The 23576-nt window shown below is 65.4% G+C and carries 18 protein-coding genes; 12 read left to right on the forward strand and 6 right to left on the reverse strand.

Annotated features, from left to right (window positions below; translation table 11 throughout):
* Positions 1–32 precede the first annotated feature (32 nt).
* From UB43_RS22185 to UB43_RS22210, 6 genes are all read right to left on the reverse strand, one after another.
* Positions 33–1022, reverse strand: coding sequence for a sulfate/molybdate ABC transporter ATP-binding protein (locus UB43_RS22185; protein ID WP_045215470.1), 990 nt, complete (start codon positions 1020–1022; stop codon positions 33–35).
* Positions 1023–1036: 14 nt separating this feature from the next.
* Complete coding sequence (gene cysW, locus UB43_RS22190; protein ID WP_045215472.1) at positions 1037–1909, reverse strand: sulfate ABC transporter permease subunit CysW; 873 nt, start codon at positions 1907–1909, stop codon at positions 1037–1039.
* Positions 1910–1919: 10 nt separating this feature from the next.
* Entirely contained in the window at positions 1920–2738 is an 819-nt protein-coding gene (gene cysT / locus UB43_RS22195) for a sulfate ABC transporter permease subunit CysT (protein WP_017520777.1), read from the reverse strand.
* A 123-nt stretch (positions 2739–2861) separates the two neighbouring features.
* The gene (locus UB43_RS22200; protein WP_045215475.1) at positions 2862–3860 is read right to left on the reverse strand and encodes a sulfate ABC transporter substrate-binding protein; all 999 of its coding nucleotides are present in this window, start codon (positions 3858–3860) and stop codon (positions 2862–2864) included.
* Between the two features lie 168 nt (positions 3861–4028).
* Complete coding sequence (gene oscA, locus UB43_RS22205; RefSeq protein WP_017520779.1) at positions 4029–4211, reverse strand: sulfur starvation response protein OscA; 183 nt, start codon at positions 4209–4211, stop codon at positions 4029–4031.
* Between the two features lie 140 nt (positions 4212–4351).
* The gene (locus UB43_RS22210) at positions 4352–6625 is read right to left on the reverse strand and encodes a bifunctional diguanylate cyclase/phosphodiesterase (protein WP_045215478.1); all 2274 of its coding nucleotides are present in this window, start codon (positions 6623–6625) and stop codon (positions 4352–4354) included.
* A 178-nt stretch (positions 6626–6803) separates the two neighbouring features.
* Here UB43_RS22210 and desA point away from each other — a divergent pair, with 178 nt between their 5' ends.
* From desA to UB43_RS22270, 12 genes are all read left to right on the forward strand, one after another.
* Positions 6804–7985, forward strand: a complete 1182-nt coding sequence (gene desA, locus UB43_RS22215; protein WP_045215480.1) for a delta-9 fatty acid desaturase DesA — start codon at positions 6804–6806, stop codon at positions 7983–7985.
* A 138-nt stretch (positions 7986–8123) separates the two neighbouring features.
* Positions 8124–9092 (forward strand): sensor domain-containing diguanylate cyclase, encoded by a 969-nt coding sequence (locus tag UB43_RS22220; protein ID WP_045215483.1) that lies wholly within the window; start codon positions 8124–8126, stop codon positions 9090–9092.
* A gap of 1052 nt (positions 9093–10144) precedes the next feature.
* The gene (locus UB43_RS22225) at positions 10145–11554 is read left to right on the forward strand and encodes a hypothetical protein (protein WP_045215485.1); all 1410 of its coding nucleotides are present in this window, start codon (positions 10145–10147) and stop codon (positions 11552–11554) included.
* Positions 11555–11609: 55 nt separating this feature from the next.
* The gene (locus UB43_RS22230) at positions 11610–12704 is read left to right on the forward strand and encodes a DegT/DnrJ/EryC1/StrS aminotransferase family protein (protein ID WP_045215487.1); all 1095 of its coding nucleotides are present in this window, start codon (positions 11610–11612) and stop codon (positions 12702–12704) included.
* Between the two features lie 10 nt (positions 12705–12714).
* Positions 12715–14235 carry a lipopolysaccharide biosynthesis protein gene (locus UB43_RS22235; RefSeq protein ID WP_045215490.1) on the forward strand — a complete coding sequence of 507 codons (1521 nt, stop codon included), beginning with the start codon at positions 12715–12717 and terminating at the stop codon, positions 14233–14235.
* A gap of 2 nt (positions 14236–14237) precedes the next feature.
* The gene (locus UB43_RS22240) at positions 14238–15167 is read left to right on the forward strand and encodes a glycosyltransferase (RefSeq protein ID WP_045215493.1); all 930 of its coding nucleotides are present in this window, start codon (positions 14238–14240) and stop codon (positions 15165–15167) included.
* A 31-nt stretch (positions 15168–15198) separates the two neighbouring features.
* On the forward strand, positions 15199–17412 hold the full coding sequence (locus tag UB43_RS22245; protein WP_045215495.1) for a polysaccharide biosynthesis tyrosine autokinase: 2214 nt from the start codon (positions 15199–15201) through the stop codon (positions 17410–17412).
* Between the two features lie 28 nt (positions 17413–17440).
* Positions 17441–18190, forward strand: a complete 750-nt coding sequence (locus tag UB43_RS22250) for a WbqC family protein (protein ID WP_045215498.1) — start codon at positions 17441–17443, stop codon at positions 18188–18190.
* Positions 18187–18714, forward strand: coding sequence for a transcription/translation regulatory transformer protein RfaH (gene rfaH / locus UB43_RS22255; RefSeq protein WP_045215500.1), 528 nt, complete (start codon positions 18187–18189; stop codon positions 18712–18714). Before UB43_RS22250 ends, rfaH begins: the two co-directional genes overlap by 4 nt.
* Positions 18715–18758: 44 nt before the next feature.
* Positions 18759–19757: a glycosyltransferase gene (locus UB43_RS22260; protein WP_045215502.1), complete on the forward strand. Its 999-nt coding sequence runs from the start codon at positions 18759–18761 to the stop codon at positions 19755–19757.
* Positions 19754–20986, forward strand: coding sequence for a glycosyltransferase family 4 protein (locus UB43_RS22265; protein WP_045215504.1), 1233 nt, complete (start codon positions 19754–19756; stop codon positions 20984–20986). Before UB43_RS22260 ends, UB43_RS22265 begins: the two co-directional genes overlap by 4 nt.
* Entirely contained in the window at positions 20955–23570 is a 2616-nt protein-coding gene (locus UB43_RS22270) for a hypothetical protein (protein ID WP_045215507.1), read from the forward strand. Before UB43_RS22265 ends, UB43_RS22270 begins: the two co-directional genes overlap by 32 nt.
* The last annotated feature ends 6 nt before the right edge of the window (positions 23571–23576 follow it).

Genomic DNA, 23576 nt, shown 5'->3' on the forward strand with positions numbered 1-23576 from the left:
GCATGGCCCGCTCCTACAGGTGCCTCTCGGGGTCAGATGTTGGCCACCGGCTGGTACGCCTTCGGCTTGAAGTACAGCGTTTCGCCGCGGGCGAGGCCGGTCAGGCTGTCGTGGTCCTTCACCACTTCGGCCTCGATCAGCTCGTCCTGGCCGTCGACCTTGAGGGTCACGCGGGTGATCGCGCCCAGCGGACGGATGTCGCGGACTTCGGCGGCGCGGTGCTCGGCCACTTCGGAGCGCGACAGCGAGATCTCGTGCGGACGGAACAGCACGTGCTCGTCACCGCCGATGTGCAGGCGGTTGGAGTCGCCGAGGAAGTGGTAGACGAAGTCGCTGGCCGGGTTCTCGTAGACCTCGCCCGGCGAGCCGATCTGCTCGATCACGCCCTTGTTCATCACCACGATGCGGTCGGCGACTTCCATCGCTTCTTCCTGGTCGTGGGTGACGAACACGGAGGTCAGGTTGATCTCCTCGTGCAGGCGCGCCAGCCAGCGGCGCAGCTCCTTGCGCACCTTGGCGTCGAGGGCGCCGAAGGGCTCGTCGAGCAGCAGGATCTTCGGCTCCACCGCCAGGGCGCGGGCCAGGGCGATACGCTGGCGCTGGCCGCCGGAGAGCTGCTCCGGGTAGCGGTCGGACAGCCAGTCCAGCTGCACCATGTTCAGCAGCTCGTGGACCTTCTCGGCGATGCGCGCTTCGCTCGGGCGTTCCTTCTTCGGCTTCATGCGCAGGCCGAAGGCGACGTTGTCGAACACCGTCATGTGGCGGAACAGCGCGTAGTGCTGGAACACGAAGCCGACGTTGCGATCGCGCACGTCGTGCTGCGAGACGTCCTCGCCGTGGAACACGATGTTGCCCACGTCCGGGGTTTCCAGGCCGGCGATGATGCGCAGCAGGGTGGTCTTGCCGCAGCCGGACGGGCCGAGCAGGGCGACCAGCTCGCCGCTGTGGATATCCAGGTTGATGTCGTTCAGCGCCTTGAAGGCGTTGAAGTTCTTGCTGACGTTACGGATCTCGATGCTCATGGCGTGGCTCTCACTTATTCATCGTCAGCTTTGACTTTGGTGCGGGACAGGCGCGACTCGCTCCACTGCTTGAGCAGCAGGATGACGAGGGCCATCAGCAGCAACAGGGTGGCAACGCTGAAAGCGGCGACGTGGTTGTACTCGTTGTAGAGGATTTCGACGTGCAGCGGCAGGGTGTTGGTGACGCCGCGGATGTGCCCGGAGACCACCGACACCGCGCCGAACTCGCCCATGGCCCGCGCGGTGCAGAGCACCACGCCGTAGATCAGGCCCCATTTGATGTTCGGCAGGGTCACGTGCCAGAACATCTGCCAGCCGTTGGCGCCGAGCAGGCGCGCCGCCTCTTCTTCCTGCGTGCCCTGTTCCTGCATCAGCGGGATCAGTTCGCGGGCGACGAAGGGGAAGGTGACGAAGAGGGTGGCCAGGACGATGCCGGGGACGGCGAAGACGATCTGGATGTCGTGGTCCGACAGCCACTCGCCGAAATAGCCCTGGGCGCCGAACAGCAGCACGTAGATCAGGCCGGCGATCACCGGGGAGACCGAGAACGGCAGGTCGATCAGGGTCACCAGGATGCTCTTGCCGGGGAACTCGAACTTGGTCACGCACCAGGCGGCGGCGACGCCGAACACCAGGTTCAGCGGCACCGAAATGCCCACGGCGATCAGCGTCAGCTTCAGCGCGGCCAGCGCGTCGGGTTCCAGGATGGCCTCGAAGAAGGTGCCAAAGCCCTGCTTCAGCGCCTCGCTCAGCACCACGAACAGCGGCAGCAGCAGGAACAGCGCGAAGGCCAGCCAGGCCAGCGCGATCAGGGCGCGGCGGCCCCAGACATTACCCCGGCGAGCAGCGTTGGCAGCGGCCGCGGCGGAAAGGCTTGCGGTACTCATGGCGCGCTCCTCAAGGCGTTTCGATGCGGCGCTGCAGCAGGTTGATCAGCAGCAGCAGGACGAAGGCGACGACCAGCATCAGCACGCCGATGGCGGTGGCGCCGGTGTAGTCGTACTGGTCCAGCTTGACCATGATCAGCAGCGGCAGGATCTCGGTCTTCATCGGCATGTTGCCGGCGATGAAGATCACCGAGCCGTACTCGCCGACACCGCGGGCGAAGGCCAGGGCGAAGCCGGTCAACCAGGCGGGCAGCAACGCCGGCAGCAGCACGTGGCGGAATACCTGCAGCGGCTTGGCGCCCAGGCAGGCGGCGGCCTCTTCGACTTCACGCGGAATATCGGCCAGCACCGGTTGCACCGTGCGCACCACGAAGGGCAGCACCACGAAGGTCAGCGCCAGGGTGATGCCCAGCGGGGTGTAGGCGATCTTCAGGCCGATCTCGGTGGCGAAGCGCCCGACCAGGCCGTTGGGGGCGTACAACGCGGTGAGCGCAATGCCGGCCACGGCGGTGGGCAGGGCGAAGGGCAGGTCGATCATCGCGTCGATGATCTTGCGCCCCGGGAAGCGGTAGCGCACCAGCACCCAGGCCAGCAGGGTGCCGATCACGCCGTTGATCAGGGCGGCGATCAGCGCGGTACCGAAGCTCAGCTTGAGCGCGGCGATGACTCGCGGCGCGGTGATGATGGTCCAGAACTGATCCCAGGAGAGCTGGGTCGTCTTGAGGAACATGGCCCCCAGCGGAATCAGCACCAACAGGCTGAGATACACCAGGGTGTAGCCCAGAGTCAGCCCGAAGCCGGGTATGACCGGGGAGATGCGTCGCGACATTGTCTGTCCTTTCTCGTGAACGCGTTGAGCCCCCGCCATGGGGCGGGGGTTTTCCTTCCGTACGGGCTGTGCACCGGCCCGCACGGATCGGGCCGCCCGGCGCAAGGCCGGGCGGGTGGCGCATCACTGCGCCTGGTAGATCTTGTCGAAGATGCCGCCGTCGTTGAAGAACTTGGGCTGCGCGACTTTCCAGCCGCCGAAGTCCTTGTCGATGGTCACCAGGTTGAGTTTCGGGAACTGGTTGGCGAACTCGGCAGCGACCTTGGCATCACGCGGGCGGTAGAAGTTCTGCGCGGCGATGCGCTGGCCTTCTTCGCTGTACAGGTACTTCAGGTATTCCTCGGCGACCTTGCGGGTGCCTTTCTTGTCGACGGTCTTGTCGACCACGGCCACCGGGGGCTCGGCGAGGATGGACACGGACGGAACGACGATCTCGAAGTTCTCGCCGCCCTGTTCCTTCTTGGCCAGGAAGGCTTCGTTTTCCCAGGCCAGCAGCACGTCGCCAATGTTGTTGTTGACGAAGGTGATGGTCGAACCGCGGGCGCCAGTGTCCAGAACCGGAACGTGCTTGTACAGGTTCTGCACGTATTCCTGGGCTTTCTCGTCGCTACCGTATTCCTTCTTCGCCCAGGCCCAGGCGGCCAGGAAGTTCCAGCGGGCGCCGCCGGAGGTCTTCGGGTTCGGGGTGATGACTTCCACGCCCTGCTTGGTCAGGTCGGCCCAGTCCTTGATGCCCTTGGGGTTGCCCTTGCGCACCAGGAACACGATGGTCGAGGTGTAGGGGGTGCTGTTGTCGGGCAGGCGGGCCTGCCAGTCGGCGGGCAGCAGTTTGCCCAGCTTGTTCAGTTCGTCGATGTCGCCGGCCAGGGCCAGGGTCACCACGTCGGCCTTCAGGCCGTCGATCACGGCGCGGGCCTGCTTGCCCGAGCCACCGTGGGATTGCTGCACGGTCAGGTCGTCACCGCCCTGGGCCTTCCAGTGCTTGATGAAGGCGGCGTTGTAGGCCTGGTACAGCTCGCGGGTCGGGTCGTAGGAAACGTTGAGCAGTTGGGTCGCGGCGGATACGGGGCCGGCGATGAGGGCGCTGGCGAGGGCGGCCAGGGCGAAACGGCGGATGGACATGTGCAGCTCCTGAAAAAATGCAGTTCTTTATGTTTGTTTGGCAGGGTCTTTCGGGGGGCGATCTCAGCCACGCATTCGTGGCTGGCTGCTGCAGTACCGGTGGGGCAGGGTGGTCATGGCGACGCTCCGGTGGTCCAGTCATGCCCCTTGATAAAGGGGCGCGTTGGCTCAGGCAGGTTTGCCGGGGCTCTGCTGCAGGCGGAATTTTTCCTTGCGCTCGATTTGCACGACCTGGCCGTTGTGCACGGTGATCTCGACGGCGCCGAAACGCAGGCCACGCAGGGCGCTCTGCACTTCACGCAGGATGTTGGCTTCGTCCTGGCCGTCCAGGCTACGGAGGGTTGCGCTCATGGGTATCTGCTCCTAGTGGGTTTACCACCGGCCGTTTCACCTACGGCGCGTGCGGTGTGAGCGCATCTTAGGCAGGAGCTGGATATTCTTAAAAATACTGTTTAAGAATTTTTATATATCCGAAAGTTTTTAGCGCGATTTCATGCGGGGTCGCGCGGTAATTGTGCCAGCAGCTCGGTGGCCGGCTGCGGTGCGCCGTACCAGTAGCCCTGGCCAAAATCGCAGGCGTGGGTGAGGAGGAAGGCGGCCTGGTCGGGCCGTTCGATGCCTTCGGCGACCACCTGCAGGCCCATGCTCTGACCCAGGGCGATCACCGCGCAGGCGATGGCGGCGTCTTCGGATTCGTCCGGCAGGCCGGCGACGAAGCCCTGGTCGATCTTCAGCTTGTGCACCGGCATGCGCTTGAGGCGCATCAGGGAGGAGTAGCCGGTGCCGAAGTCGTCGATGGCCAGGTGCACGCCCAGCAGGCGCAGCTGGCAGAGCAGTTCCAGCGCCTGGTCGAAGTTCTCCATCACGGCGCTTTCGGTGACTTCCAGCTCCAGGTGATGCGGTTCCAGCCCGCTCTGCTCCAGGGCCATGGCCACGCGCTCTTCCAGGCCGCCGCGACCGAACAACCGGCTGGAGACGTTGACCGCGATAAAGTCCAGGCCGATGCCCGCGTCCAGCCATTGGCGCATCTGCCGGCAGGCCTGATCCAGCACCCAGGCGTCGATGGCGGTGATCAGGCCGCTTTCCTCGGCCACCGGGATGAACTCGCCGGGGGCGATCAGCCCGTGTTGCGGATGCTGCCAGCGAACCAGTGACTCGACGCCGACCATGCGGCCGCTGGCAAGGTCGTGCACAGGTTGGAAGTACAGGCGCAGTTCGTCGTGGTCCAGCGCGTGGCGCAGCGCCGATTCCACCTGTACGTGGGAGCGCGCGCGGGCGGTCAGCTCGGGGGTATAGAAAGCGTAGAGGTTGCGCCCGCTGGCCTTGGCCTGGAACAGCGCGGCGTCGGCGTGCTGCATCAGGTGATCGACGTTGCGCGCATCCTCGGGGAACAGGCTGACGCCCAGGCTCACCGACATGTAGATGACCTGCTCGTTGACCTCGAAGGGCGCGCTCATCGCTTCCAGCAGGCGCTGGGCCAGGCTGCTGGCATGGTGCGGCTGCTGGCTTTCGAGGACCACGGCGAACTCGTCGCCGCCCAGGCGCGCCAGGGAGCAGCGTTCGTCCAGGCAGTTTTCCAGGCGCTCGGCCACCGCGCGGATCAGCAGGTCGCCGATGTTGTGGCCGAGGCTGTCGTTGATGTGCTTGAAGTGGTCCAGGTCGATGCTCAGCAGCGCGCCGCCGCCCTGTTCGCGCTCGGCGCGGGCCAGTGCCTGTTCGATGCGTTCGCGCAGCAGCAGGCGGTTGGGCAGGCCAGTGAGTGGGTCATGGTGGGCGAGGAAGTCCAGTTCGTGCTGCGAACGCTTGAGGCTGCTGAGGTCGGAGAACACCGCGACGTAGTGGGTCAGTTCCCCCTCGTCGTTACGCACGGCGCGGATGTGCTGCCACTGCGGGTACACCTCGCCACTCTTGCGGCGGTTCCAGATCTCGCCGCTCCACACGCCGTTCTCGTGCAGGGCGCTCCACATGCGCTGGTAGAAGGCGGCGTCCTGACGACCCGACTTGAGCAGAGAGGGCTGGCCGCCGAGCACGTCCTCGGCGCTGTAGCCGGTGATGCGCGAGAAGGACGGGTTGATGTGCACGATCACCCCGCGCGCGTCGGTCACCAGCAGGCCTTCCTGTGTCGCCTCGAACACGGCGGCGGCCTGGCGCAGGTGGTCTTCGTTGCTGCGCTGGTGGGTGATGTCGCGGTTGACGCCGGTCAGGCGCAGCGGGCGGCCGTCCTCGCCGCGGGTCAGGCGACCGCTGCTGTGTACCCAGCGATAGGTGTCGTCGCTGTGGCGGATGCGGTAGACGCACTCCAGGCGCGTGCGCAGGCCCTGGAGGCAATCCTGGTGGAGCGCCAGGACGCGTGCGCGGTCTTCCGGGTGCAGGCGGTTTTCCCACAGCAGCAGGTCATCGCTCAGGTGCTCCAGGGGCAGGCCGAGCAGGTTGGCGTAGCCGGAGGAGTAGTGGACGCGCTGGGTTTCCAGATCCCAGTCCCAGATGCCGTCCTCGACCACCGCGAAGGCACGGCTCAGGCGTTGCTCCTTGTCGGCCAGCGCGGCGAAGGCGGCGTACTGCTGGCGAAAGTGCCGCCAGAGCAGGAAGAACAGCATGAGGAAGGTGACCGCGAGGAATCCGTACTTCTTCAGCTCCATCGCCCGCGCCAGCGAGGCGGGGTCGAGCAGGACATTTTGTAACCACTGGTCACTCAGCCAGACCCAGAGGGTGGCGGCGACCAGGTATAGAAAGCTGATGCGCAGGGCGCTGAGGCGTGGATTCATGCGGTAGTGGGTTGGATTTATTGGCTGTGCAGTATAAATGATGGCCACGTGGCCACATTCGTATCTAAAAGACCGGATGGTAATCCGGACCTGCTTGGTGATAATGCGGCTGTCTTTTCCCGGTACAGCACGCCCAGCTGGGCGTCGCTCTACCCCCTTCCGAGGTACAGTATCGCCTATGTGGTACAACGGTTTCCTTGACCTGTCGCCGTGGCAACTGGTGGCAGTCACCCTGGTCCTGACGCATATCACCATCGTCAGCGTCACCGTCTATCTGCACCGCTACTCGGCGCACCGCGCGCTCGAACTGCATCCGGCGCTGCAGCATTTCTTTCGTTTCTGGCTGTGGATGACCACGGCCATGAACACCCGTGAGTGGACCGCCATCCACCGCAAGCACCACGCCAAGTGCGAAACCGCCGAGGACCCGCACAGCCCGGTGTACAAGGGCCTGGGCACCGTGCTGCGCACCGGCGCCGAGCTGTATCGCAAGGAGGCGGAGAACGCCGACACCCTGCGTATCTACGGCAAGAACTGCCCGGAAGACTGGATCGAGCGCAACGTCTACTCGCGCTACCCCATCGGCGGCATCGTGCTGATGGCGATCATCGACCTCGCCCTGTTCGGCGTGCTCGGCATGACCGTCTGGGCCGTGCAGATGATGTGGATCCCCGTCTGGGCCGCCGGCGTCATCAACGGACTGGGCCATGCCGTCGGCTACCGCAACTTCGAATGCCGCGACGCTGCCACCAACCTGGTGCCCTGGGGCATCCTGATCGGCGGCGAGGAGCTGCACAACAACCACCACACCTACCCGAACTCGGCTAAGCTGTCGGTGAAGAAGTGGGAGTTCGACCTGGGCTGGGCCTGGATCAAGGTGTTCAGCTTCCTGCGCCTGGCCAAGGTGGCCCGCGTGGCACCCATCGCGCACCGCGTGGAAGGCAAGGGCAACCTGGACATGGATACCGCCATGGCCATCCTCAACAACCGATTCCAGATCATGGCCCAGTACCGCAAGCTGGTGATCGGCCCGCTGGTGAAGCAGGAACTGGCCAAGGCCGACGAGTCGGTGCGCCACCTGTTCCGCCGCGCCAAGCGCCTGCTCTCGCGTGAAACCAGCCTGCTGGAAGAGCGCCACCATGCGCGCATCCAGGACCTGCTCGCGCAGAGCCAGTCCCTGCAGGTGATCTACGAGAAGCGCCTGGCCCTGCAGCAGATCTGGGTGAAAACCAGCGCCAACGGCCACGACATGCTCGCCGCGATCAAGCAGTGGGTGCACGAGGCGGAAGCCAGTGGCATCCAGTCCCTGCGCGAGTTCGCCGAGCAACTGAAGACCTACTCCCTGCGCCCGGCCGTCTGAATGGCGGAAGCGTCCTAGGACGTTGAGAGATGCGTCTCAAGAAAAGCCCGCCGTTCGGCGGGCTTTTCGTTTAATTTGCAGCAGCCTGGCGTAGTTTGCGGTCATAGCCCCGGTCAATGAGCGGGAGGACGCTGATACATGGATGAGAATAAATTGCCGGCCGATCAGGAAGAGGCCTTGCTGGCTTTGCTGCACAGTCGCGCCGAGGTGACGCGCCTGAAAGAGCGCGAGCAGCTCTTCAGCGCGCTGCTGGCGAGCGTGAACTCGGTACTCTGGGCCTTCGACTGGCAGGCCCAGCGCATGGTCTATGTCAGCCCGGCGTACGAGCGCATCTTCGGCCGCTCCGCCGCGCTGCTGCTGGCGGACTACAACGAGTGGCGCAACTGCATCTATCCCGATGACTTGGACTACGCCCAGAGCACCCTGCAGGAAGTGCTGCAGCGCGGTGCCATCGAGCAGCGCGAATACCGCATCCTGCGCGCCGATGGCGAAGTGCGCTGGCTCAGCGACAAATGCTTCGTCAGCCAGCACAGCGACGCCGGCCTGCCGCTGATGATCGTCGGCATCGCCGAGGACATCACCGACAAGAAGCACCTGGAAACCGAGCTGCACCGCCTGGCCACCACCGACGTGCTGACCCAGAGCAGCAACCGCCGCTACTTCTTCGACAGCGCCGAGCAGGCCTTCCGTGACTGCAAGGCGACCTCCACGCCGCTGGCGTTCCTGCTGCTGGATGTGGACGACTTCAAGAAGATCAACGACCTCTATGGCCACCAGGTCGGTGACGTGGTCCTGCAACGCATCGCCCAGAGCGGCGCTGGCGCATTGCGCCGCGGCGATCTGTTCGGCCGTATCGGCGGCGAGGAATTCGCCGTGCTGCTGCCCGGTTGCGACGAGAACATGGCACGGCAGATCGGCGAGCGCCTTCAGCGGGAAGTGCAGCGTCTGCGCTTCAACGAGGCCGAGCATTTCTTCAGCGTCACCATCAGCCAGGGGCTGACTCTGCTACAGCCCGATGACCAGAATCTTTCCGCGCTCTACAGCCGTTCCGACGCGGCCCTGTATCAGGCGAAGCGCGCCGGCAAGGACCGCATTGTTCAGGGATGAAACACTCCGCGCCGTTGCAGCGGCAGTATTAATACTTTCCGACTAATGCCGTGCCGCAGATGCATGGGTGTATGTTTCTGCTGTCAAAAGGCCTGTGTCGGGTTTATGACGCCTTGTAAATCAATGAGTTATAAACCTTGATTTGCCTTTTGTCGGAATCCTGACGTAGGATCGCTTCCTACATTGACATGCCTTCACCCCCCCCACTATTACTATCCACATAGCAATATCGTGTGGTGTCTGGATGAGACACCTCAGGGAGCAGTCGCACGAGCAGTGTGTCACGGAAGATTCTGCCACCTCTTCTTCCTGTCACTTTCCTATCGCTGCCTGACAACTTCCGTCAGCACCTAGCTGCGGATGCGCGATGGATTTTTGCTTTTTGTTTTTCCAGATTTTCGGAACTTGGCCGAAGGGCGGTAGCTTTGCCCAGTGAAAAGTAACGGCCACTCCAGGGACGAACAGTTGATTGTCGTTAATCGAATCGGGTCATTCGAACTCGGGCGGTAGCCTTGTCTTCGAACTTTTCATTTGGCCCGGCGTAGAGCACCTCCTGGACTGGAGTGAGTGACGATGGCCGCTGAAACAATGGAAAACGACGGAACTTTCAGTGCCGTCGAAACAAGCAAAAAGAGCGGCGCTTCCCGGGCGGGAAGTGTTTCGCTGATGAAACTGCGGAAGTTTGACGCCAATCCCCGAGGCGTTAATAAAAAGTTTAGTCGAACTGATTTCGTTAGTTCGAAATTTTGTTATGCCCCTCTCTCAAGAGGTCGCTTGTGGTGTAACAAAAATGAACTTTCCCGTGCAATTAAGCCGCGCCAGACAGCATTCGTTTCATTTCTGAAACAGCAATTTCGGCGCCGTGCCGACGTTCTTCCGCAGCCGTTCGCCATCCATTCCGAACTGACTCCCGCGACCTTCCTGAAGAGGGCCTGCGCGACGGCGGCTGCGCCGAGAGTGACGGAATACCGGCGCGAACGCTGCCACCCTGCCGGCCGACAGCGCCGGCCTCACGAGAGCCGCGCGCCCCGCCGCGCTGGGAGTCAAGGCTGATGGCCGAGCAATCGCTTCGTTCCAACTATGCCTGTGTGGTCGGCGGCGCCGGCCCGGCAGGCATGGGCTTCCTGTTCAACGCCTACAAGACCGGCGCGCTGGCGAGCCTCGCCCGTGATGGCCTGCTGGTCGTGGACGCTGCACTGGCGGTCGGCCGTGGCCGGTTGGGGGATTACCACATCACCGCCAACTCGGTGGGCGATGTGTTCCTCGACTGTCTGCGCGATCCGGCGTTGTTGCCCATCTTTGCGCCGCTGGCGCATTCCCAGGCGTTTCGCGCCCTGCAGAACGATCCCCACGGCGCGCCGATGCTCACCCAGGTGGGCGAGTTGCTGGCGCATGCCTCGACGCTGTTCATGCGCTACGTCACCGAGCACCTGGGTGTCGAAGTGGCGCTGGGTACGCGTATCGAAAAGATCACCGCACTGGACGACGGCAGCTTCCAGCTGGCGCTGCGCAGCGGCTCCCACACCGCGCAGATCGACGCAGGCTCGCTGGTGATGAACCTGGGCGGCCGGCAGAACCGCGAGTACCTGAACTGGAGCCTGGCCGAGCAGGACCTGCACCTGTCCCATGACGGCCCGACGGTCTACTCCTCCGATGCGCTGCTGAGCCTGAACGCCGCCGAACTGGTGGAGCTGTTCGGCGACCGGGTGACTCCGGGCACCCGCTTCACCGTGGTGGGTGGTTCCCACAGCGCCTTCTCGATCCTCGACAACCTCGCCTGTGCCCTGGACTGCCTGGGCCTCGAGCAGATCACCCTGCTGCACCGTGCGCCGATCCGCCTGTTCTTCGAGAGCGTCGAGGAAGCTCGCGCCGCCGGCTACGTGGTGGACGAGGGCATGGATGTCTGCCCGGTGTCCGGTCGGGTCAACCGCTCCGGCGGCCTGCGCTACCGCGCCCACCAGGTCGGCACCGACGTGCTCTCCAACGGCGTGGTCAGTGGCACCCGGGTGAAGGTCGAGCTGCTGTGCCTGGAAGATCGCTCACCCGCCGTGCGCGAGCGCCTGGAGCAGTGCTGCAGCGACGATGGTGTGTTTGTCCAGGCCATCGGCTACCAGCCGTGCCTGCCGGCCTTGCGCCGCGCCAACGGCGAGCCGCTGCAAGTGCGCGAGAGCAAGGGCGGGCTGGATTCCGATGCCGCCGGCTGCCTGCGCGACCACACCGGCCGGCCGATCCCCGGGCTCTACAGCTTCGGCCTGGGCTCCGGTCTTGCGGCGAACCCGATGCTGGGCAGCGAGCGCTCCTTCGACAGTCGCATCTACGGCGTCTGGCAGTTCCACAACGACGCCAGCGGCCGGGTCATCGAGGCCCTGCAGGAGCACCTGGCCAACCGCGCGCCGCAAGCGGCGCACCCCATGGAGTCCGGCATGGACGACGCGCCCTTCGCGCTGTCAGCGTTGGGTTGAGCGGCGCGCCGGCCCGACAGCTAAAGGACTTTCCATCCAACTGAGGGATGCGACCGTGATCAATGTGACCAAGACCTACCTGGGCAACCTGGACAAGTTCAAGGCCTACGTGGAACAGATCTATGCCTCCGGCTGGATCACCAACCACGGCCCCTTCGTCACGGAACTGGAAGAGCGCCTGCAGGACTACTTCGGCGTTCGCCATGTGATTCTGACCAACAACGGCACCATCGCCCTGCAAGTGGCCTACCGCGCCCTGGGCGTGACCGGCAGTGCCGTGACCACCCCCTTCAGCTTCGTTGCGACCAGCAGCACGCTGCAGTGGGAGAGCATCCGCCCGCGCTTCGCCGACATCGATGCGCGGACCTGGAACCTCGACCCTGCGCGCATCGAAGCCAGCCTTGCGCCGGATACCACCGCCATCGTCGCCACCCACGTGTTCGGTAATCCCTGTGCGGTGGAGGATATTCAGGCGGTGGCCCAGCGCAACCAGTTGAAAGTGATCTACGACGGCGCCCACGCCTTCGGTTCGCGCTACCGCGACCGTTCGGTGCTGGCCTGGGGTGACGCCACCACCCTGAGCTTCCATGCCACCAAGCTGTTCCACACCATCGAGGGCGGCGCCATCGTCACCTCCGATGACGAGCTGGCGAAGCAGATCCGCCTGATGTGCAACTTCGGCATCGCCGGCGTCGACCAGATCGTCGGCCTGGGGATCAACGCCAAGCTCAACGAGTTCTCCGCCGCCATGGGCCTGTGCGTGCTCGACGAGATCGACGACATCCTCGCCCAGCGCGAGGAGATTGCCGCCCGCTACACCGCGTCGCTCAGCGGCTACTACGACCTGCAGGTCACCGAAAGTCATGCCCGGCTGAACAACAGCTACTACCCCATCGGCTTGCGCGACGAAGCCCAGGTTTTGCGCGTACGCGCCGCGCTGAACGAGATCGGGGTCAACCCGCGGCGGTACTTCTACCCGTCGCTGGATACCCTCGACTACCTCGCCCCGCAGGTGCCGCAAGTGCTGTCCCGCGAGCTGAGCCAGCGCATCCTCTGTCTGCCGCTGTACCCGGGCCTGCCGCAGGAGATCCAGCGCGCGGTGATCCAGGTGCTGCTGCTGGAAAGCGGCCGCGTCGCCGTCGCGGTGTAAGGGGACGATCATGCGCACCGCACGCTCGCTGTCGATGGTCCGCAACACCCTGATCAATTACGCAGGGCAGGCGTACGCCATCGTCATCGGCATCCTGATCCAGCCGTTCTACCTCGGCCATCTCGGGGCCGAGGCCTACGGCCTGATCGGCTTCTTCGCGGTGCTGCAGAGCTGGCTGCTGTTGCTGGACATGGGCCTGTCGCCGGCGCTGGTGCGCCAGGTTGCCCACGGCCGCGGCCTCAGTGGCGAAGACCAGCACCAGGCCCGCCTGCTGCGTTCCTTCGAACTGATCCTGCTGCCGCTGACCGTCCTCAGCAGCCTGGCGGTCTGGGGCGGCAGCAACTGGATCGCCGGGCAGTGGCTCAACGTGCAGCAGCTCTCGCCCGAGCTGGTGGCGCAGTGCATCAGCCTGATGGGCCTGCTGGTGGCCCTGCGGCTGTACGCCACCCTTTACCGCAGCGCGCTGCAGGGGCAGGAGCTGCACGGCTTCATCAACGCGGTGAACGTGTTCATCACCACCTTGCGCTACTTCGGCGGCCTGCTGCTGGTGGCGCAGGTCAGCCAGGACCCGCTGGTGTTCTTCCAGTTCCAGGTCGCGGTGTCGCTGATCGAGGCGCTGCTGCTGGGCGGCAAGGCCTACCTGTGGATGGACGTGCGCGTGCTGACGCGCTTCTGCTGGGACACGGTGCGCCCGGTGCTGCCCTTCGCCCTGGGCATGTCCTTCACCTCCTGCCTGTGGATCGTGCTCACCCAGCTGGACAAGGTCCTGCTGTCGAACCTGCTGCCATTGCAGCAGTACGGTTACTTCTCCCTGGTGGCGCTGATTTCCGGCGGCGTCCTCACACTGGTCAATCCGCTGGCGCAGTCGCTGCTGCCGCGCATGACCGTGCTGGTCGCCGAACAACGCCACGAAGACATGCAGCAGCTCTATCTGAAGGCGAACCGTTTCGTCTGCGTGCTGCTGTTCCCGATGGTCGCGGTGATCGCCGCTCATGGTCATGACCTGGTTCTGGCCTGGAGCGGCGATGCCGTGGCCGCCAGTTGGTGCCGGCCGATCCTGGCCTGGTACGTACTCGGCTCAGGCCTGCTGGCGGTGGCCAGCTTCCAGTTCTACCTGCAGTACGCCCACGGCCTGCTGCGCATGCACGTCTGGTACACCGTCATCTCCACGCTGGTGACCGTGCCGCTGGTGATCGCCAGCGCCTACCTCTACGGCGTGCTCGGCGTGGCGCTGTGCTGGTTCGGCCTGCGCCTGGTGTCGTTCCTGATCTGGCCGGCGATCGTGCACCACGCTTTCGCTCCCGGCCTGCATGGCCCGTGGCTGCGCGACACCCTGCAGATCGCCGCGCTGAGCGCCGCCGGCCTGCTGCTCAGCGAACCCTTCTACGCACTGCTGGCGCGCTCGGGCGAGCGCCTGATGTTGCTGGCGGCGCTGGCCGTGTGCGGCCTGATCACCCTGTTCCTCGTGGGCGCGGGCTCTGCCCCGGCTTTGCTGCGCCTGTTCAAACCGTCCCACAAGCCGAGTGTCTAGACATGGATATCCGCTCCGAGCTGCAGATCCTCTCCAACTGGCCGGAAGACCCGAAGCCTCTCCTGAGCGTCGTTTGCCTGGCCTACAACCAGGTGAACTACATCGGCCGCACGCTGGACAGCTTCCTGGAGCAGGTCACCGACTTCCGCATCGAAGTGCTGGTCAACGATGACGCCTCCACCGACGGCACCAGCGAGGTGATCGCCGACTATGCGGCGCGCTACCCGCACATCATCAAGCCGATCTTCCACAAGGAAAACCAGTACTCCAAGGGCGTGTCCCACGGCCTGCCGGTGTTCCGCAAGTGCCGGGGACGCTACATCGCCTACTGCGAGGGCGACGACTTCTGGACCGACCCGCGCAAGCTGCAGATCCAGGTCGACTTCCTGGAGAAGAACCCGGACTACGTAATTACCTACCACGACGCCTACACCTACAACGAGGACGGCGTGATCAAGCCCCGGCAGCTCACCGGCAAGTACCGCCGCGACGCCAGCCGCCTGGACCTGCAGAAGGCCCGGCCGATCTCCACCCTCACCACCTGCTTCCGCAATGTCCTCACCGAGATGCCCGAGGAGCTGCGCACCACGCGCATGGTCGACCTGTGCTGGTGGTCGCTGCTGGGCGCCTTCGGCAAGGGCCGTTTCATCGAGGAAATCCGCCCGGCCGCCTACCGCGTGCACAAGGGGGGGATCTTCTCCATGCAGGCCGATCGCGTGCAGCAGCAGATGACCCTGCACACCTACTACTGCCTGTCGCGCTACTACCAGCGTCTGGGAAACCAGGAGCTCAACGAGTACTTCCTGATGCAGGTCTGCCGGATGTCCATGGCCGCCGTGTCGCCCATGCGCAAGGTGCAGGCCTTCCTGCTGCTGATCGGCAACCACGGCGCCAACCTGCTCAAGCGGCTGAACCCGATTTCGGCGCGCTGAGCCGCGCCACCTCAATGGAGGATGGAAGTCCATGAGTGTCATGCCCCGCTCGTCCCTGGAAACGCTCCAGGACACCCGCATCGACGTTGCCGGCCTGCTGCGCCTGCTGTTCGATCACAAGAAGATGATCCTCGCCGTCACGGGGCTGTTCGCCGTGCTCGGGCTCTTCTACGCGGTGATCGCCACACCGATCTACGTCTCCGGCGCGATGATCCAGATCGAGCAGAAGAAGAACGGCCTGAACGGCACGCCGGAGGTGATCAACCGCCCCGACTCCGTGTCCATCGCCGCCACCGAGATCGAGCTGCTGAAATCCCGCGCGGTACTCGGCAAGGCAGTCGAGCTGCTCAAGCTGGATATCGTCGCCAAGCCCAAGCACCTGCCGCTCATCGGTGACTACCTGGCGCGGCGCTACAAGCCCGAGGCCGGCGACGCCCTGTCCGCGCCCTGGCTGGGCATGGGCTCCTATGGCTGGGGCGGCGAGCAGATCAAGGTGTTCTCCCTCGATGTGCCCGAGGAGTACCTGGGCGAGCCGCTGACCCTGGTGGCCGATGGCGGCGACGCCTACCACCTGCTCAACGCCGACGACCAGCTGATCCTTCGCGGTGAGCTGAAGAAGCCGGTACTGGAAAAGGGCTTCAGCATCGAGGTGGACGAACTGGTGGCGCGCCCCGGCACCGAGTTCATCGTGGCCAAGAATCGCCTGCTGACCACCACCCTGAACTACCAGAAGCTGCTCAAGGTGGTCGAGGCCGGCAAGGACTCGGGGATCATCTACATGACCCTGGAAGATCCGAGCCCGCTGCGGGCTGACCTCATCCTCGACAAGATCAGCCACCTCTACGTGCTGCAGAACGTCGAACGCAGCTCCGCCGAAGCTTCCCAGCGCCTGCAGTTCCTGCGCTCGCAGCTGCCGGTGGTGCGCCTGGACCTGGAACGCGCCGAAAACGCCTACAACGCCTACCAGACCACCGCCAAGTCCGCCGATATCAGCGTCGAGACCCGCGGTGTGCTGGACCAGGTAGTGGGCATCGACAACCAGCTTTCCGAACTCAAGCTCAAGCGTGCCGAGTACGACCGCCTGTACACGCCGACACACCCGCTGTACCAGGCACTGAACAAGCAGATGGGCAGCCTGGAGGACCGCAAGGCCCAGTTGCAGAAACGCATCCAGAACCTGCCGGCCACCCAGCAGGAACTGCTGCGCCTGTCCCGTGACATGCAGGTCACCCGGCAGACCTACACCAGCCTGCTGAACAAGGCCCAGGAGCAGGACATCATCCGCGCCGGCACCATCGGCAACGTGCGGGTGATCGACACCGCCCAGGCCAACGTCGAGCAACCGGCCAAGCCCATGCGCAAGGTCATCGTGCTGCTCGCCACGCTGCTCGGCTTCTGCGTCGCCCTCGGCATCCTGTTCCTGCGCCAGGCCTTCTACCGTGGCGTGGAGAATCCCGAGGCGATCGAACAGCTGGGCCTCTCCGTGCTCGCTGCGGTTCCCTACTCGCGGCAGCAGGAGCGCCTGGAGAAGGAGCGCAAGGGCGATATCCTCGGGCACACACCCAAGCTGCTCGCGGCCTCGACTCCCGGCGACCTGGCCAACGAGGCGATCCGCAGCTTGCGTACCAACCTGCACTTCGCGCTGCTCGAAGCACGCAACAACGTGGTGATGCTCACCAGCCCGGCGCCGGGCGCCGGCAAGTCGTTCGTCTCCAGCAACCTGGCGGCCATCGTTGCGCAATCGGGCCTGCGCACCCTGCTGATCGATGCCGACATGCGCAAGGGCTACCTGCACCGGGTATTCGGCCTGACGCCGCGCCACGGCCTGTCGGATGCGCTGAGTTCGCACCGTCCGCTGAGCGAGGTGATCCTGCCCACCGAGGTGCCGGAGCTGGACTTCATCTCCTGCGGTTTCGCCGCGCCGAATCCGTCCGAGCTGCTGATGCACGACAACTTCGCCCAGCTGCTGCGCGATGCCTCGTCGATGTACGACCTGGTGATAGTCGATACCCCGCCGGTGCTCGCCGTGACCGACGCCGCCCTGGTCGGCCGGCTGTGCGGCATCTGCCTGCTGGTGACGCGCTTCGGCCAGAGCCCGGCGAGCGAGATCGACACCGCGCGGCGGCGTCTGGCGCAGAGCGGCATCCACCTGCAGGGCGCGATTCTCAACGGTGTGAAACGCAAGGCCTCGACGGCGGCATACGACTACGGCGCCTACGCCTACCGCTACGACGCCAAGGACTGAAAAGGGAATCTAGGGAAAGGATGCAGCCATGGTCCATATCGTCAGCCTCATGCAGCCGTACTTGTTCCCCTACCTGGGGTACTTCCAGCTGATCGCCGCGAGCGGCCTGTTCATTCTCGGCGACAGCCTGCAGTACACCCGGCGTGGGTGGATCAACCGCAATCGCCTGCTGGTCGGCGGGAAGATCTGGCAGTTCAGCTTCCCCCTGGAGCAGGGCTCGCAGACCCAGGCGATCAACGAACGCAGGCTGAGCGAGCAGATGCACCTGAGCAACCGGCGACTGCTGCATACCATCCGCCATGCCTACCACCGCGCGCCGTGCTACGAGCAGGTGATGCCGCTGCTGGAGGAAATCCTCGAGCACCCCGAGCGCAACCTGTCGCACTTCGCCGAGCACTCGATCCGTCGCATCTGCCACTACATCGGTATCGACACGCCGATGGTGCGTGCCTCGGAGCTGGAGCTGGCCGAGGACATCGGCCGCGACCAGCGCCTGATCGAGGCGGTGAAGCAGAGCGGCGGCGACATCTACCTCAACCCGGAGGGCGGTCGCCACCTGTACTCGCCCGACGTGTTCCAGGCCCACGGCCTGGAGCTGCAGTTCCTGCGCATGGACGAGCTGAGCTACCCGCAGTTCAGCCCTGATTTCGTCCCCAGCCTGTCGATCATCGACGTGCTGATGTTCAACCCGCCGGACGAGATGCAGCGGTTGCTGGGCCGCTACACCCTGGAGCGACCCGCTCCGTCGTCCGACATCCTCGGGGAGTACGAGTCATGAATGCTGTGATTGGCGTGGACCTGGAAGCCGCGCAGTACCGCTGGTACCTGATCCAGACCAAACCGCACCAGGAACTGCGCGCCGAGGAGAACCTCGGCCGCCAGGGCTTCTCCTGCTACCGCCCGGTGGTGAAGCAGGGCAGCCGCCCGCAGCCGCTGTTCCCAGGCTACCTGTTCATTCGTCTCGATCAGCAGCACGACAACTGGTTCCCGATCCGCTCCACCCGTGGCGTGGCGCGCATCGTCAGCTTCGGCGCGCAGCCGCTGGCAGTGGCCGACGAGCTGGTGGAAGGCATCCGCCAGCGTCTGGCGGCCATGCCCGAGCGGCCCTCCAGCGGCTTCCAGGAAGGCCAGGTGGTGCGCCTGAAGTGCTCAGGCGAATGCGAAGTCGAGGCGATCTTCCTCTGTGACGACGGCACCGAACGCGCCCTGATCCTGCTCAATCTGCTGCAACGCGAACAACGCATCCGGGTCCCGCTCAGCCAGCTCTCGGCGGTGGGCGGCAACGACGGCTGGCGCGCCTGAGGCGCACAACCCAGACAAGGCCAGGTACAAGGAGGAGTGGCGAGATGAATGGATCGACCGTGCTGGTGACGCTGACCTATGGCGATCGCCTGGACTACCTGCAGGAACTGCTGGCACGCGCCTTCCGCGAGCCGGAGATCACCCGCGCCATTGTCGTCAGCAATGCCTCGGTGGCGGAGCTGGACGAGCTGTTCCGGCTGTGGCCCAACCGCGTGCAGGTGATCGAGCTGGACAGCAATACCGGTTCGGCCAATGGCTACGCCGTGGGCATCGAGGCCGCGCTGAAGACCGGCTGCGACTTCATCTGGCTGATGGATGACGACAACGCGCCGACGCCGGGCTCCTTCCCCCTGCTCAAGCAACGCCTGATCGACTGCGCACTGCGCCATGGCGCCGACAACACGGCCGTGCTCGGCTTCCGCCCGACCCACCAGGCCGACGTCGTCTCCGGCGTGCCGACCCGCTTCATCACGCCGCCGCGCTCCAGCTACTTCGGCTTCCATGTCCGCCAGCTGCCCTACAAGCTCTGGCGCCGCACGCCCTGGGGCAAGCCGAAGCCGCGCCCGGCGCAGCCGCTGCTGGAGCTGCCGTTCGCCTACTACGGTGGCCTGCTCGGGCATGCCGACCTGTTCCGCCGCATCGGCCTGCCGCGCCGCGACCTGGTGCTCTACGCCGACGACACCGAGTACACCTTCCGCATCGGCGCCCTCGGCGGGCACCTCTACCTGGTGCCCGAAGCGGGCCTGGACGACCTGGAGCACTCCTGGAACATCAAGGAGCGCACCTCCAACATCTACGAGACCTACCTGCTCGGCAGCTCCGACCTGCGCGCCTACTACGCCGCGCGCAACCAGGCCTGGTTCGACAAGAACCTGTGGGTCACCTCGCCGCTGATGTACCGCTTCAACCGCTGGGTGTTCATCCGCCTGCTGCACTTCTTCGCCCGCCGCCACGGCCGCGCCAGCCGCCTGGCCCTGCTGCTGCAGGCGATCCGTGATGGCGAGGCCGGCAGCCTCGGCATGAACCGGGCCTACCCGCTATGAGAGTGCTGCTGCTCAACACCCTCTACGCCCCGCACATCGGGGGCGGGACGGAAGTCATGCTGCAGCACATGGCCGAGGGCCTGCGCAGGCGTGGCCACGACGTGCAGGTGCTCTGCACCGGGCCGGACGCGGGCCTGCAGCGCGAGACGCTGAACGGTGTGGCGGTGCTGCGCGCCGGCCTGCGCAATCTCTACTGGCCGTTCGACGAGAAGAGCCACGGCAAGCTGAAGCGCCTCGCGTGGCACGGGCTGGATCGCTACAACCGGAGCATGCGCCATGTGCTGGCGAAGGTGCTGGAAGAGGTCGAGCCGGACGTGGTGGTCTGCCACAACCTGTCGGGCTGGTCGATCTCCGCCTGGGATGCGATCCGCGACGCCGGCCTGCCGCTGGTCCAGATCCTTCACGACCAGTACCTGACCTGCCCGCGCGGCGTGCGCTTCAACAAGGGCCGCCACTGCGAGCAGCAGTGCGCGTCCTGTGCGCTGCTGCGGCGCTCCCACGCATCGGCTTCGAGTGAAGTCGATGCGGTGGTCGGCGTCAGTCGCTACCAGCTCAATGCGCTGCTCGACGCCGGCTACTTCGTCGGCAGCCAGAGCCATGTGGTCTACAACGGCTCGCCGATGGCGGAGGTGCCCGTCGCGCCGCCGGCCAACGGGCGTCGTCCGCTGCGCTTCGGCTTCATCGGCGCGCTGACCCCGAACAAGGGCGTCGAGTGGCTGATCGAGCAGTTCCAGGCGCGCGGCGAGGATGCCTCGCTGCTGATCGCCGGACGGGGCGACAGCCGCTACGTGAACCAGCTGAAGTCCCTCGCCGATCCCCAGCGCGTGCACTTCGTCGGCTACCGCAAGGCGGCCGAGTTCTTCAGCGAGATCGACGTTGCCGTGGTGCCCAGCCTGTCGCCGGAATCCTTCGGCCTGGTGGCGCTGGAAGCCTGCGCCCACCACCTGCCGGTGATCGCCTCGCGCATGGGTGGCCTGACGGAAATCGTCCTGGACGAAATCAACGGCCTGCTCTGCTCGCCCGACCGCAGCGACTCGCTGGGAGACGCCATTGAGCGCCTGGTGCATGACCCGGCGCTGCGCCAGCGCCTGGCCTCGCGCGCCCGTGAAGTCGTGGCACCGATGCTCAGCCTGGAACGAATGCTCGACGAATACGAAGCCATCCTGCGCCACACCCTGCATACCCGCGGAGTCCAGCATGGAACTGCAATCCCCGTATCCACGCTTTGAGGTCGACCGCCGCGTGACCTTCGACCGCTCCTTGCTGGCGCTCGGGGTGCTGGTGGCCTTGCTGCTGGTGGAGACCTTCAACGGCGCGCTGCGCTTCTACACCGACCAGGCCGGCCTGTCGGCCATCGTCTACCTGCCCAAGGTGGCCTGCATCGTCGCGGTGGGCTGGGAGCTGTTCACCCGTCCGCAGCAGCGCGGCCTGTGGCTGCTGCTGATCCTCGCGGCAGCCTCGCTGCTGCTCGGCCGGCTGCACGGCGCCGAATCCCAGAGCGGCTTCTTCTCCGTCTTCATCTACGCGCCACTGCTGTTCGGCCTGCTCTGTGGCCAATACCTGGAAATGCATCGCAAGGCCGTGGGCTGGATCATCTTCTTCTGCCTGCTCGCTTCCCTGCTGGGCATCGCCCTGGACCTCAGCATCAACGTGCCGTGGAAGGGTTACACCTACTCCATGGGCGGCGTCGAGATCAGCGGCAACCGTTCCTGGAGCGCCTATGGTCTGGACCGCATCGCCGGCTTCTCGCGGATGTCCTCGAGCCTGGCGATGATGCTGGCGGTGTTCAGCCTGTACCTGGGTTCCTTCCGCCTGGCGCTGCCAGTGCGCGGGCTGATCTACCTGGTGGCGCTGGTCGGCATCGTGCTGACCACCAACAAGTCTTCTGCCGGCGCCTTCTTCTTCGCCTTGCTGGTGATGAGCATCAGCTGCCAGCGCCTGCTGTTCCTGCTGGCTGCCCTGCTGGTGGTGCTCGGTGCGCTGGCGTTGCCGCTGTACGGCCTGTACGGCCATGTCGACCCGTACCTGGCCACTGCCACCGGCGACAACCTGATGGGCTCGATGGTGGATCGCCTGGTCAACACCTGGCCGAACCTGATCAAGGTGATGGACTACAACGGCTGGATCTACACCGGCGCCGGGCTGGGCATGACCGGCAGCGCCTACGCGGCCTTCCCGATCTTCGGCGTCGAGCAACTGGCGGTGGCGGACAATTCGCTGCTCTACCTCTGGTGCCTGTTCGGCGTGGCTGGCGTCGCCCTCTACCTGCTGGCGGTGCCGATGCTGATGCGCCTGCAGCGCCAACCCGGCCGCGAAGCCCGCGCGTTGCTCGGCATCGCTTACTGCATCCTGCTCATCGCCTGGACCAGCGATGTACTCGAATCGCCGATTCCCAGCCTGTTCCTCGGCCTGGCCATCGGCCGCGCCCTGCGCCTGCCCGGCGAGGCGGCGCCGCAACCGGCGCCGCGCACCCTGCGCCTGCAGGGCGGCATGCTCAGCCTGCTGGCCTGCACGTTGCTGATCGGTACCCTGCTGCAGTCACCGCGCAGCCTGGCCAACGAGGCACCGGTGGAAAACCTTGGCGCGCCGGAATTCATCGTCGGCGCCAGTACCCACCAGAACATCCGCGCGGGCAACCGCGACGGCATCAATCGCCTGGCTCGAGAGGCCGGCATCCTGTCGTTCCGCGACGATGCCTACTGGTCCAGCGTCGAGCGCGAGCGCGGCGTGTTGTCCATTGACGCCGCCTGGCGCGCACAGCTGCGCAGTACCCGCAGCTTAGGGATAGACACGCTGCTGATCCTGGGCAACGAGAACCAGTTCTATGGCAACGCCAAGCCGCGTGACGACGCTTCCCGCGAGGGCTATCTGCGTTACGTGCGCTACGTAGTGCGCAGCTTCAAGGGGCAGGTCGCCTTCTACGAAGTGTGGAACGAGTGGGACTCGGAAAACGCCACTGACAAGGACTTCAGTGACGACTACCTGACCCTGGTGCGCGCGGCCGCCAAGGTGATCCGCGAGGAAGACCCGCAGGCCAAGGTGCTCGCCGGGGCCGTCACCCTCAAGGGCATTCGCCAGGGCTTCGCCGAGCGCATCGCCGGTGGCGGCGTGCTGGATGTCGTCGACGGTATCTCGCTGCATCCCTCGGTGTACTGCGAGCGCGAGATGTCCACCCCCGAGGCCTGGCTGAACTGGTTCCAGGGCGTCAACCAGAAGCTGGAAAACGCCGCCGGCAAATCGGTCCCGCTGTACTTCACCGAGTTCAGCTGGCCGGCCCATGAAGGCGATTGCGGCATCAGCCGCGAACGCCAGGCCGCCTACCTGGCCCGCGCCTACGTGCTGGTGCGCAGCCTGCCGAATGTGAAGGGCGCCTGGTGGTACGACCTGGTGGATGACGGCATCGACCGCACGGACATGGAGCACAACTTCGGCCTGCTCACCGCCAGCGGACAGCCCAAGCCGGCCTACCACGCGATGGCCAGCATCGCCGACATCATCGGCCGCTACCGCTTCGTCGGTCGCGTGCCGAACGAGGACCCGAACGTCTATCTGCTGCGCTTCGCCAAGGCCAGCGAGGAAATCCTGGTGGCCTGGACCCTGGGCCACGAGCAGACCCTGAACATCACCAGCAAGCCCGGCAGCAGCGACACCCTCTGGCGCCTGGACGCCGTCGAAGGGATCGCTCGCCGCGAGGGCCGGCCGGTGCCCTGGCAGTGCCCCGCAGGGGGCGGCGACTGCCAGGCCAGCATCCGCATCGACGAGTCGCCCACCCTGGTGCGCAGCGCGTCGGCCCCGCAACTGTCGTTGCGCTGACTCCAT

It is taken from the genome of Pseudomonas sp. 21 (assembly GCF_000955805.1).
Lineage (GTDB): Bacteria > Pseudomonadota > Gammaproteobacteria > Pseudomonadales > Pseudomonadaceae > Pseudomonas.